The organism is Geminisphaera colitermitum TAV2 (assembly GCF_000171235.2).
Taxonomy (GTDB): Bacteria; Verrucomicrobiota; Verrucomicrobiia; order Opitutales; family Opitutaceae; genus Geminisphaera; species Geminisphaera colitermitum.
Genome location: NZ_ABEA03000009.1, coordinates 1 through 11982, shown reverse-complemented (window position 1 = coordinate 11982; position 11982 = coordinate 1). Strand labels below are relative to the sequence as shown.

Below are 11982 nucleotides of genomic sequence, written 5' to 3'. Positions count from 1 at the left end.
CTTCGGCGGCGTGGCGGCGGGTGATGTCCAGGAGGGTTTGGAGGGTGTCGCGCGTGGCGGCGAGGAGTTCGCGTTTTTCGGAGTGCGCGGTGGCGGCCTCGGCGGAGTTGGCCGTTGCGGGGGGGGGGAGGGAGGCGAGGTCGGTTTCGAGGTTTTGGATGAGTTGCGGGAGGCCGTTGCGGAGGAGTTTTGTATAGTCGAGGTTGGTGCCGGCGATGCGGTAGAGGGGAAAGGCGGAACCGGGGTGGTCAAACCAGTCGTCCTCGGAAAGGAGGCGGTGGGTGAGGGGGTCGCGGGCGGCGCGGATTTTGGCGTGGGTGGCGCGCGCGCGCCAGTAGTCGAGCATGCCCTCGACGCGGCGGCGGTGGTCGTCGGTGAAGGTTTGCGGCGGGGCGCTGGCGAGGATTTGGCGGATGGGTTTTTCGAGGCAATAGAGGCCGATGCCCATGAGTTCGGGGCTGAGGCCGACGAGGGGGAGGCGGGGGCGTCCGGCGAGGGTGTCTCCGGGGCGCATGGGTTGGAACATGGCGGGGAGCTGGACGCGGAGGATGGCGGCTTCGCGACGGGAGGCGGGGGAGTGTTCGTGGCGGCGGGCGATGTCGGTGAGGGCGAGTTCGAGGGAGAGCGGCGGCACGGCGTCCCACGGCGCGTGGAGCGGACGCAGTTCAAGGGCGGCGGCAATGCTTTGGTCGATTTTGATCATGGGTGAGGAGGCAGTGTTCAGTCTAATGTCGAAGGTCGGAAAATCGAGGATGCCATTGGCGGTCTCAGGGATATCGTTCCCAGTCTTCGTAAAGGGCGTTGTTGGGCGTGTGCGCCCAGCGGTTGCCAGTTTTGTCGCAGCGGACGTGGCCGTCCATGTAAAGGATGTTCACGTAGCGCGCACCGTTAGCGCTGTTGCGGGCGGAGGCGTGCTGGCTGTGGTTCACGACAAAATTGTCCGTCACGAGGATGTGGTTGACGCCGTCGGTGAGCGTGAGCGGGCGTTCGGCGGGCGCGATGCGCTGGCAGTAGCCGGAGCGGAAACCGGTGACGTTGTCCGTTCCACGAACATTGGGCGCCCACTGGCTTTCGTAGTCATACATGCCCGCGAGCGCGGTGGGACAGTAAAAGATGCGCCCGTCGGTGACGTAGCCGTCACCGTAGAGTTTGCCGATGCCGATCCAGTCGGCCTTGCCGCCCGGATTGTTCCAGATGGCGTAGCTGTCCCACCATGTCGGATTGGTCGGAAAGTTCGGGAGGCGCCCCTTGTTGTCGGTGGCCCACATGTTGAGGCCGATGCCGATCTGGCGGAGGTTGTTGGTGCATGTCGTTAATTTCGCCGACTCGCGAACCTTTCCCGCGACGGGAATGATAATCGCCGCGAGAATGCCGATGATCGCAATGACGGTGAGCAACTCGATGAGTGTGAAAGCACGGGGAGGGCTGGGAAGTTTCATGATGGTTCGGGGGCTGAGTAGCCCCCAGGACCGCCAAGCCGCATGAATTTCACATGGACGGCGCCGGCAGTCAGGAGGGCGACAATGGTTAATAGGATACTGACGGAAAAGGTGTGTCGGTAATTTTTGTCCGTGGCGTCAATCAGCAGTCCCAGACCGGGGCCGAGCAGCATTTGTCCCGATGAGGCGAGAATGCCGGCGGCGGAGGCAAACTGGGCGAATTTTGAATGGGGGAACAGGCGCTGGCCGAGCGAGGCGGCGCTGGTAAAATAACTGCCGCACAACACGCCGTGCAGCACCCACACGATAAAAAACGAGGTTGACGAAGTGGCAAACAGCCAGCCCGCGATCATGACCAGCGCATAGCCGACGAGCGTCGCAATCGCCATGCGGAGCGGATGAAAACGGTCGGCCAGCCAGCCGAGAATCCAGGCGAGGGCCAGGGAAACAAGATAGGTCAGGGCAAGGCCTTTGCCGTAAAGATCCATGCTCATGCCGAGGTTTTTGGCATAGGGCAGCGAGAAGATGTTGAGCGAGCCGAAGGCGACACCCGCAAATGTCATCATCAGGAAAACAGACACGTAGTAGGTATTGGAAAAGCACTCACGGAAGTAGGTGCTGACGCCTTTCTTGGTGTTTTGGATAAAATGGGTGGTGCGCGCCGTCTGCCGGGGGGAGGGGGGGGGGGGGAGGATATGTTCCTTCCTTCACCTTGAAGCAGACCCACAGGAACGCCGTGCCGTAAAAGACGCCGACAACGAGCAGAATCAGTGTGTAGTGGCCGGGCACTTTTCCCATGAGCCAGTAATTGAAGATCATGCCGTCGATGAGGCTTACCGCCCGGAACAATCCATAAAAACGCCCGAGCAGGGGCTCGGGCACGACGTCGTTGATGAGGCCGCCGAAGATGGCCAGCCCCGTGATGCTGGCGATTTCAAATACAGCCCAGAATGCGCCGAAGCAAAGAAGCGCCACGGTTTGTTCGCTCTGGCCGGGGAAGTGTCCGTGCACCCATGTGCCGAGAGAGGGTGTCAGCGCCAGCCCGATCATGCCCAGGGCGGCAATCGGCGAGGTGACGAGGAGGAACGGTATCCGGCGTCCGAAGCGTCCTCGGTGACGGTCGGATTTCACACTGATGATGGGCACCAGAACGATGCCGATCAGCGCGGGGAAAGAGCTGAAAAGCAGCCCGAATAACAAGTCCGAGATGCCGAGTTCGTTCAGATACCATTGCGACATCGGCCCGACCGAGCGATCCCGCATGGACCATGCGAAGTCGCCCCACAGCAACCAGAGAAAGAGCGTGATGAGTCCCGCCGTCGTGTAGGTGAGCGTTCCGGCACGCCAGATTTTGGGCGGAGTGGCTTTCACGGGGAGGGGGGTGGGGGGGGGAGGGATTCATGGACGCCGGGCGCTGGAGATGGCAGAGCCCGGCGTCCTCAAAATCGGTTCAGCGGTGACGGTAGTGACGGAACGCGAGGGTGGCGGCGGCGGCGGCAAGAATGACGAGCGTCGCGCTGGCCGCGGGTTCGGGGATGGGCGCCGTGGAGAGATAGAGGTTGTCCACGTTTTGACGGCCATTGGAACGGATTGCCCAGTCTGTCCAAGTGGAGGCTTTGGTTATGCTGCTCAGGGTGATGCTGAGATTTTGCAAACCGGCGACAGCGGAGAGGGTGGTTTCGCCATTGGTAACGTCGCGGGCAAAGAGCGAGAGGGTGGGCGTGGTGGCTCCGGTGTCCTGGTTAATGACGAGTTGAAATTCATACCAGTGGTCGCGTGCGAAGGTTTGGGTGGAAGGAACAAGTGTGCCGCCACTGTTTCCTGTCCCGACAGTGAATCGGACAAGAAGAGGGTCCGTGGCGTCGGGTTCGATCGTGAAGAGTGTAATCATGTAGGTGTTTGTTCCCGACACCGTGCCAAAGCGCAGGCTTTGCACGCCGGTGCCTGTCGAGTAGGGGACGGCCCAAGCCGAGAAATAAAGCGTGTCGGTGTCGGTAAACGGGTTGGCGGCGCCGAAGGCTTTTCGAACGATGTGATTGTTGCCGGTGGCATTGTGGGCGAGGGATTTTGTTCCGTTGCCCGCAGGGATTGCGGGGTAGGTTTCCGGCGGAGCGACAGAGGTGTCTTCGATAATCCAGCCGCCGATGCCGTCACCGAAAAAGGCGTTGGCCCAGCCCGCTGCGGTGCCGGTGGCGCCGGTGGTCTGAGTTTCAAAGTTTTCCGAGAGGGTGACGGCCTGAAGGGTCGCGGTGGAGGCGGTCATCAGCAAGACGAGGCTGGCGATGACGGCGAATGTGGCGGGTTTGGTGCTCATGGGATTTTGGCGTTTTGTGTTAATGTTGAGGTTGCGTTTGTGTGCTGAAGCTCCCGGCGGGAACCGGAGAGGTGAAGGTGGTTGTCATTTTCAGTTTGGAGACGGGACCGGCGGAGCGGACGGTGAGCAGGGTGTGCGTGTTGTTTTGCACGCGGAATTTGAGGGTGTGATCGTAACCTTTCTCCTGCGCGGCGGTGACCGGTTGGTCGGTTTCGATGGAGATGGCGGCGGAGGGCGTTTGGAGAATGTCTTTCGCGGGCGGCGTCCAGAAATCGCCTTCGGGGAGCGCGCCGCTCCAGCCGTTGTAAATGATTTCACCGGCGGGAAGCGTGGCGGTGATACGGGTGGCCGCGTTGGCGGGCGCGAGGGCGAGGGGTTGCTTCGAGGCGAGGTGCCAGCGGAAGAGAACGGTGTCGGGCGTTTTGAGTTCGACGTCGTCGGTGACGGTGAGGGTGTCGGAATCCCAGCGAACGCGGCGGTCCCAGACGCGAACGTTGGCGTAGCCGGGCGCGCCGCGAACAGTGACGTCGCCGCCAGTGGCATCCAGGCTGGCGACGAGAAGGGGGACGTTGCGGAATTTTTTCGGGAAGATTTCGTCGCCGACTTGCAAGACGTTGTGGCCGATGACGGAGTCATAACGGTCGGCCTTGAGGGCGTGGTCGTAACCGGGCGTGCCGGCTTCGATGAGGAGGGGTTTGCCGCGAACGATGTAGTTGACGTGGCCGTGATCGTTGTGGGCGTGGAAATCCGCGGGGTGTTCGCCGCGTATCCAGACTCCGGATGCGTCATCCGCCCAACTGCTCCGCCAGAGTGCCCAGCGGGCGCGGTCGTAGGCGCCCCAGAGCGGCGGGGCTTGCGGGAGGGTGTCGGGGATGTTGAGGGAGAGGAGTCCGTTGAGGTCGCGGCTGTTGGTTTTTATCTGGTTGCGGAGAATCCACGCGAGGTGGGGCGAACGCGAAAGGGTGGCGAGGAGAGTGATGTTGGGCGTGAAGGTGTGATACATGCCGCGCAGGGTGCCCCAGCAGTCGAAGGCGTTGATAGCGTTTTCGCCGGGTTGGAAGATCTGGGAGAGCCAGGTGGGGAAGTTTTGCAGGAAGGGGTGGGAGGCGATGCGTTCGTCGCCGGTGGCGCGGGTGCCGATGGCGGCGAGGTAGAGGACGGGCGCGGAGCGGTTCATGGCATAAGAGGCGCCTTCGGAGGACGCGCCTTCGGGGCCGAGCGCATTGAGGGTCATGGTGAGGTTGGCGATGGCGAGTTCGTAGGCGTCGCGGTAGTTTTCGATGTCGGTGGCGGCGGCGAGCGCGAGGCCGGCAAAGGGGACTATCCACTGGTTGGTGGTGACGTTTTTGGAGCGCATGTACCAGGCGCGTTTGGGGGTGGCGCGCCAGTCGGCGAGGGTGCGGTTGATTTCGCGGTCGATTTGGGCGCGCAGGGCGGTGTGGAGGGGGGGGGGAGGGTGTCGGGCGGGAGGATGGCGAGGGTTTGGCAGAGGGCGGCGAAGCCGTGGCCGGTGGCGAGCCAGACGCCGTCGTTGCGGTCGGCGGGGAGGTCGTTGGTGCCGTTGTAGAGCGTCCATCCGGGACGTTGAACGGGGTTCCATGTGGCGAATTCGGCGAGTTGTTCGCAGAGGCGTTCGAGGAGGGCGGTGTCGTGGGTGAGGCGATAGGCGGCGGCAAGGAGGGGGAGTTCACGGGCAAGGGTTTCGGCGGCGGAAACGTCGGCGCTGGCGAGCGCGAAGTCCTGGGCTTTGGCGGGGTCGATTTTTTGGATGACCCAGGTGCGGGCGTCGATGGCGCCGGGGCGTTTGTTGCCGGGGGTTTTGAGTTCGTCGAGTGTGGCGGCGCGGCGGACGAGGGGAAGTTTCAGGAGGCCGCGGGCTTCATCAAGGATGAGGTTGGCTTGCGTCCGGAGGGGGTCGTCGGAGGTGGTCGAGGCGAGTCGTCTTTCGAGCTGGTCGAGTTCGGCGGCATACCAGGATTTTTCCGGGGAGGCGGAGACGTTGATGGGGAGGAGGAGCAGCAACGCGACGGCGAGGCAGGGGAGGCTTGCGGAAACGGGAAGCATGTTAAGATCAACATGGCGGAAGAATCTGAGGGCTTGCGATGCGGGCATTACTCATAACGTTGAGTAAGCATGGCCACACAGCAGGACATCGCCCGTAATCTGGGGCTTAATCAGGGGACGATTTCGCTGGCGTTGCGCGGGCACGCCTCAATCCCGGAACGGACGCGGGCGCGGGTTTTGCGGGAGGCGGAGAGGATCGGTTACCGTCCCAATTCGTATGTGTCGTCGTTGATGAGTCACATCCGGTCGGGGCGTCCGTTGAGAGACAAGGGGTGCATCGCGGTGTTGGTGGACATGAGGTCGGAGGCGGACTGGTTTTCCACTGAGACGTATCGGAGATATCATGACGGAATGGCGCGGCAGGCGGAAGGACTGGGGTTTGGCCTGGAGTTTTTTTTCCTGGGGAAGCAGGGAATGCGCCCGGAGCGGGTGGACGAGATTTTGTATGCAAGAGGTGTCCGTGGACTGGTGCTGGCGGCGCCGTTCCGTGGATACACAACAAGGGTCGTGAATGTGCGCTGGGAGCGTTACGCGTGCGTGACGACTGGTTACTCGTGGGTGCAGCCGGTGGACCGGGTGGCCAATGACCAGTATGGCAATGTGCTGATCGCGTATGCGGAGTTGATCAAACGAGGCTATCGGCGGATCGGAATGATTTTGTCGATGGAGAATCTGCGCGCCCGTGGATCACGGTGGCTGGGAGGCTACGCGCAATCGGAACAGGAATATTTCGGGGGACAACGGATGCCGGTGTTTTTTTATTCGCCGGAGCAGCCGGCGATGAAGGCGTTTGGCGCATGGTTGTGCGAGCATCGCCCGGAGGCGGTAATCACGTTGATGGGGCAGGAATTGGAGTGGTTGCATGCGCTGAAGATGCGTGTGCCGGAAGACGTGGGACTGGTGACGGTGATCCGTTCGCACGATTCGGCCTGCACGGGGGTGGAGGAACGCAATGAGTTGATTGGCGCGATCACCCTTGAACAAGTAGCGGCGCAGATCATGCGCAACGAACAGGGATTGCCGGTGCAGGCACGGCTGACTCTTGTCGAGGGCGAATGGGTGGAGGGAAAAACATTGCGGGGAGCGAATAACAAATGAGGGCGCGGTTTGAAAAAATTCCTTACACGGACGGCATGTCGTTTGCGTGTCTGACTTATTCAGGACGCGAGTGTTGGAATCCGTTGCATGTGCATCCAGAGTTTGAACTGACGCACTTCGCGCATGGACGCGGGCAGTGGATCGTGGGGGATGCAATGGGAGAACTGCGCGATGGGTTTGTCGTCCTGCTGGCGGCCAATCTGCCTCACATGTTCCATCCGGACATCACCCGGCCCCAGCCAGTGGCGCAGGTTCTGCAATTTCGGGAAGATTGCCTGGGCTCTGGTTTTTGGGAATTGCCAGAAAACCGGACGATTCGCGGCGTTCTCACACGGGCGCATCGCGGACTGATGTTTTATGGGAAGAGCGGCGAGCGGATCAAGGAGGCGCTGGCCAGGTTGATGCAGGCGAGCCCGGAGGCGCGGCTGCCGTTGTTTTTGGATACGCTGGGACTAGCTGCTGCGGCGGCGGGGGGGGGGGCGGCGGCGGGATGCCGGTTTTTGGCGAGCGCCGGGTATCAGTCCACATTGCAGCCGGAGGAGGCGGCGCGGATCAACAAGGTGCTCGACTACGTGCGCGCGCATTTGAACGAGAAAATTTACCTGGCCGAGGTCGCGCGAGTGGCGGGGTTAAGCGAGGCGGCGTTTTCGCGGTTCTTCGCACGCACGGCGAAAAAGACGTTCTCCAAATTTTTGAACGAAATGCGCATCAGTCACGCGTGTCGCCGTTTGGTGGATACAGACGCGACGATCACGGAGGTGGCGTTTGCAAGCGGGTTTGGCAACTTGTCGAATTTTAATCGCCGGTTTCTCGAATTGCGCGGCGAGACGCCGGGGGAATTTCGGCGGCGTCGCCTGCAACTCGTCACCAGCGAGGGGGAGGGGGGGAATCAGGCGCGGTTTGCGACGGAGGGTTGAGCGGCGCGATGGAGCGCGTGTGTGGGGGGGGGGGGGGGAGGACGCGGACGGGGGCTCGACATGCGGGCTTCCCCGCGCACGCTGCGCTTCATCATGGCTACCATTTACGAACAGTTCCGCGCCGACATCATCACTGCCGTCAAGGCCCGCGACTCCGCCACTGCCACCGTGCTCCGCACCAACGATGGGGCGATCCAGCGCGCATCGATGGACCTCAACAAGCCAATCGACGATGCGCTCGTAATCGCGACGTTGCGCAAGTCCGTCAAGAATCTCACCGACGCAAAAGCCGAGTTTGAAAAGGGTGGTCGCTCCGATCTCGCCGCGGCCAACGACATCGAGATTCGTCTCCTCGAAAAGTATCTGCCGAAACAACTCGACGCCGCACGTCTGGAGGTGCTCGTCAACGAGGCGATTCTGTCAACGGGAGCGCAATCGAAGAAGGAAATGGGCAAGGTGATCGGTGCGCTCAAGCAACACCCGGACGCGGTGCCGATCGACTTCGGCGCAGTGAGCAAGTTGATCCAGGCGAAGCTGGCGTAAAAAGAGAACGTGGCGGGCGGAACGTCTCGCGTTACAGTTGGGGTCGCAGCCCGCTGGTTACGCATCCCACCAAGGAGGGCGGGTCTCCTGACCCGCCGACGGCGCAAAGCGCCGCCATTCCGGAAGGCGCGGCTGCGCCGCGTCTGGCGGGTCTGGAGACCCGCCCTCCTTATGGTCCTCGACCTCTGGCGTGAAAACAGCGGGCGGGATGCCCCGCGTCATTTGAGCCGGCAACGAAGATGGCTTTTGTGGAGTGCGGTGATTCATCACCGCTTTGGACGATGCGATTCATCGCGTCGCACTACCGCGGTCTGAGCGGGCCGTTAAAACGGCCCGTCAAAGCGGCGATGAATCGCCGTCACTCCATGTCCTGCGGTGGCGGTTATCCGCGACGTCGCCAGGCGGCGATAAACATGCCGTTGGCGTTGTGTTCGTGGGGCCAGAGGGTGAGTTGCGAAGGCGCGGTCGCGGACGACGTCGCATGGGCTGTATCGGTTTTTCCGCTACGCGCTCCACCCGGTTCTCCGGAGTTTTCGGCATTGCTGAAAAATGGCAGGGCAACCGGCTCGAAATCGGCGGTGCGCGCGGCGGTGAAAGCGTTCGCGATGGCGGTGGTCTCGGCGCGCGTGAGGGTGCAGACGGCGTAAATGAGCCGGCCGCCGGGCTTGAGCGCAGGCGAGGCGTGGTTGAGGAGTTGGAGCTGAATCTCGGCGAGTTCGCTGACGTCGTCCTGCGTGGTGGTCCAGCGGGCGTGGGGATTGCGCTGCCAGGTGCCGGTGCCGCTGCATGGAGCGTCGATGAGGATGCCGTCGAATTTGGTTTTGGTCGGCAGAAAGGGGCCGCCATTCCAAGTGACGGCGCGGTAGTTGTAGGCGTGGGCGCGGGCGGCGCGCTTGCGCAGCGTGGCGAGGCGGCCGGTGTGGCGGTCGGTGGCCCAGATGAGACCGCGGTTGTCCATCAGGTCGGAAAGGTGCAGCGTCTTGCCACCCTCGCCGCAACATGTGTCCCACCACGTCTCGCCGGGTTGCGGATTGCAGGCGTGGCCGACGAGTTGCGAGGCGAGGTCCTGGATTTCAAAAAGACCCTGTTTGAACTCGTCGGTGCGATAGAGGTCCTTGGGGCCAGTGTAACGAAATGCGGTCGGAGCGCGAAGCGCGGAATAAAACGATGCCAGGTTTGCGGAAGACGGAGGAGACGCAGAAGGCACGGGTGGCTGCGGCTCACAGTGGCCGAGCGCACGCGGGAGTTTGTCGGCAAATTCGCGTTGGACGCGGAGCCAAAGCGGGGCGGGGGTTTGCAAAGAACGAAGCCAGGCGGCGCGGGCGCTGACGCCGGCATTGGCAGGAGCGGGGGGAGCGTCAGGAAAGTCGATTGCATCAAGCACCCAGTCAGGGACGGCGCGGGCGGCAAGGGCTTCGATCTTGATCGAGGCGGGGTCGGCGTCGAAACGGCGCTGGAGTTCAAGGGCGGCGGCCACCTGAGCGGTGCGAGGGCCGCTCTCTTCCACCCAGCGAAGCCAGCGGTGATAACTGAAAACCGCATGCGAAATGTCGCGCCGCTCGGCTGGGGAAAGATGCCGGAGTTCGCCCAGCGCACGGCGCAGGACGGAGTCGGCCGGGTGGTCGGGAGTTATTTGATCAATGATGAGCGCGGCGCGTTGGAAGAGGGCGGACATGGGAAATAAAGTTCTGAAAAGCCTGAAGGATTGAAGGCTGAAGACTAAAGGCTAAACCGGCATGGGATGACGCAAGAGGCAGGAGTGGCATAAGGAACAGAAGGAGCCGCAATCGGTTTACTGTTACTCATCGTCAAATTGCTTCATAAGCCCGGGAGTCATTGACAGGTAGGGGCGTCCCCCTACGTTTAGCCCTCAAATTCATCATGGGGCCTACGAAAGAAGACGTTTATACTGCTCTACGCACCTGCAAGGACCCTGAAATCCCCGTGAACATCGTTGATCTCGGGCTCGTTTATTCCGTGGATCTTGCAAAAGAAAACGATGGGGCGGCTGTCACCGTGAAAATGACCCTGACTTCCCAAGGATGCCCAATGTCCAACGCTATCGCAGGAGATGTTCACAAAACGCTTCTTCAAGTCGATGGTATCAAGCAAGCACGCGTCGAAATCGTCTGGGAGCCCGTATGGCGACCCGACATGATCACCGAGGAAGGCCGACGGACGCTTAACCTTACCTAAACCCAAGTCCTTCCACAACAGCCGTGTTAGCTATGGCAAGTCCTCTTCCTTCGGAGTCCGATCCTTCCTCCCGCGAGTTCGTTAAACAATCGAGCCTGTATCAGGAATTTCTGGCCGAACGTGAGGAGATCCTGAAACACAAATGGCTGGAATCCGAACGTCTCGGCTACGACATCGGTTTTGAGCGGGCGCTGCTCGACTGGATTCGCAAACACCGTGAAAGCTGGCGCGCCGCACGCCGCGCCGGCACCCTGCCACCGACTGGCTCTCATCAAACAGGAGGAACGGGAGGAGCAACAGGGACGGGGAACACGAGCAGCGGCGCAGGAACAAAGGTCAACGGCGGGGCGAAACATCGCCTGAAATCGACTTAATTCGACTTAACTCGGTTTGAGTCGATTTCCGTTTCCGCTTCCGTTTTTCCTCATGATTCCCTTCACCGACCGCACCTGGCTATGGCTCGCCGCCGCGCTCTACTTTGCGGGCTTCGTGCTGGGCACCATCGCGCTTCTGCGCGACCGCCGCCACTCGCGGGCCGCCATGTATGTGCTGCTGTCGGCCGCCTACACGTTGCAAACATTCGGCCTCTACCTGCGCGGTCTGGCCGTTCATGGATGCCCGCTGGGCAACACGTTTGAGATTTTTCAGTTCACGGCCTGGTCTGCGGCGTCGCTCTATCTGGTCATCGGGGCGACTTTCCGGCTGAGCCTGCTGGGCTATTTCTCGTCCATGCTCATGGCCGCGCTGACGGTAGTGTCGCTGGCGATACCAGGTTGGGACGCGGAGCGGCGCATCGGGATTTTTGTCAGTCCGTGGATCGAGTTTCATGCGGCGCTGGCGTTGTTCAGTTACGGCGTGTTCGCCCTGCTCGCATTGACCTCGCTGATGTTTTTGCTCCGCCACCACAGCCTGAAACACAAGCGACTGGGCGGCGCGTTTGCGTTTCTGCCACCCGTGACCTCTCTCGACCACATCAGCGTGCGATTGTTGACGGCGGGAGTCGTTTTGCTGGGCGCGTCGCTCGTCGTGGGTTCAGTTTACTGGCTGCGCGCGCCCGACAGCGTGAAGGCCGTCAAAATCGCCGTGACCGTCGGCGTGTGGGTGGCCTATGCGGCAGTGCTGGTGCTGCGGTTGCGCGGGCGATGGATCGCCAAAAAATTCGCGTGGGCCTGCGTGATTCTTTATGCATGCGCTCTCGCCTCGCTCTGGCCGGTGGACAACAGCCGCCAGCCCGCCGGGGGGGGGGGGGGGGGGCGAACGCGCCAGCGGGAGTGCCTGCGAAAGCGAGGAGGTTGCGTTGCAGCGATGAGCCTCCTCTTTCATCTCGGCGCGAGTCACCAGCAGGCGTCGCTGGAACTGCGCGAACGTCTGGCGCTCGACGCCGCCGCCCAAGCCGCGTTGCGCGATGCTC

General features: G+C 62.0%; 12 protein-coding genes and 1 pseudogene. 6 read left to right on the top strand and 7 right to left on the bottom strand.

The window, feature by feature from the left end; translation table 11 throughout:
• From OBACDRAFT_RS01685 to OBACDRAFT_RS27390, 6 genes and pseudogenes are all read right to left on the bottom strand, one after another.
• Positions 1–703 (bottom strand): pyruvate formate lyase family protein (locus OBACDRAFT_RS01685; RefSeq protein ID WP_043582377.1); only part of this gene is annotated, 703 nt, incomplete at its 3' end.
• A gap of 64 nt (positions 704–767) precedes the next feature.
• On the bottom strand, positions 768–1439 hold the full coding sequence (locus tag OBACDRAFT_RS24790) for a type II secretion system protein (protein ID WP_052360834.1): 672 nt from the start codon (positions 1437–1439) through the stop codon (positions 768–770).
• Positions 1436–2837, bottom strand: a pseudogene (locus tag OBACDRAFT_RS31170) (MFS transporter). The gene OBACDRAFT_RS24790 and the pseudogene OBACDRAFT_RS31170 overlap by 4 nt, the downstream one beginning before the upstream one ends.
• A gap of 52 nt (positions 2838–2889) precedes the next feature.
• The gene (locus OBACDRAFT_RS01670) at positions 2890–3753 is read right to left on the bottom strand and encodes a hypothetical protein (RefSeq protein WP_043582375.1); all 864 of its coding nucleotides are present in this window, start codon (positions 3751–3753) and stop codon (positions 2890–2892) included.
• Between the two features lie 19 nt (positions 3754–3772).
• Positions 3773–5110 carry a heparinase II/III domain-containing protein gene (locus tag OBACDRAFT_RS01665; RefSeq protein ID WP_043582372.1) on the bottom strand — a complete coding sequence of 446 codons (1338 nt, stop codon included), beginning with the start codon at positions 5108–5110 and terminating at the stop codon, positions 3773–3775.
• A complete protein-coding gene (locus tag OBACDRAFT_RS27390; protein WP_043582370.1) occupies positions 5074–5817 on the bottom strand; it encodes a hypothetical protein in 744 nt (247 codons plus the stop codon). The genes OBACDRAFT_RS01665 and OBACDRAFT_RS27390 overlap by 37 nt, the downstream gene beginning before the upstream one ends.
• 231 nt (positions 5818–6048) lie before the next feature.
• Here OBACDRAFT_RS27390 and OBACDRAFT_RS01655 point away from each other — a divergent pair, with 231 nt between their 5' ends.
• The 3 genes from OBACDRAFT_RS01655 (at position 6049) to OBACDRAFT_RS01645 (ending at position 8375) form a co-directional block, all read left to right on the top strand.
• Positions 6049–6915, top strand: a complete 867-nt coding sequence (locus tag OBACDRAFT_RS01655; protein ID WP_232766522.1) for a substrate-binding domain-containing protein — start codon at positions 6049–6051, stop codon at positions 6913–6915.
• Between the two features lie 35 nt (positions 6916–6950).
• Entirely contained in the window at positions 6951–7832 is an 882-nt protein-coding gene (locus OBACDRAFT_RS01650) for a helix-turn-helix transcriptional regulator (RefSeq protein WP_232766520.1), read from the top strand.
• A 93-nt stretch (positions 7833–7925) separates the two neighbouring features.
• Positions 7926–8375 carry a GatB/YqeY domain-containing protein gene (locus OBACDRAFT_RS01645; protein ID WP_043582364.1) on the top strand — a complete coding sequence of 150 codons (450 nt, stop codon included), beginning with the start codon at positions 7926–7928 and terminating at the stop codon, positions 8373–8375.
• Positions 8376–8757: 382 nt separating this feature from the next.
• Here the strand turns inward: OBACDRAFT_RS01645 and OBACDRAFT_RS01640 are convergent, their stop codons facing one another.
• A complete protein-coding gene (locus OBACDRAFT_RS01640) occupies positions 8758–10050 on the bottom strand; it encodes an RsmB/NOP family class I SAM-dependent RNA methyltransferase (RefSeq protein ID WP_043582363.1) in 1293 nt (430 codons plus the stop codon).
• Positions 10051–10256: 206 nt separating this feature from the next.
• Here OBACDRAFT_RS01640 and OBACDRAFT_RS01635 point away from each other — a divergent pair, with 206 nt between their 5' ends.
• The 3 genes from OBACDRAFT_RS01635 to OBACDRAFT_RS01625 all read left to right on the top strand — a co-directional run.
• The gene (locus OBACDRAFT_RS01635) at positions 10257–10571 is read left to right on the top strand and encodes a metal-sulfur cluster assembly factor (protein WP_043582361.1); all 315 of its coding nucleotides are present in this window, start codon (positions 10257–10259) and stop codon (positions 10569–10571) included.
• Positions 10572–10603: 32 nt separating this feature from the next.
• Entirely contained in the window at positions 10604–10945 is a 342-nt protein-coding gene (locus OBACDRAFT_RS29145) for a DUF4032 domain-containing protein (protein ID WP_232766518.1), read from the top strand.
• Between the two features lie 52 nt (positions 10946–10997).
• A partial coding sequence (locus OBACDRAFT_RS01625) for a cytochrome C assembly family protein (RefSeq protein WP_112787751.1) occupies positions 10998–11982 on the top strand: 985 nt, incomplete at its 3' end.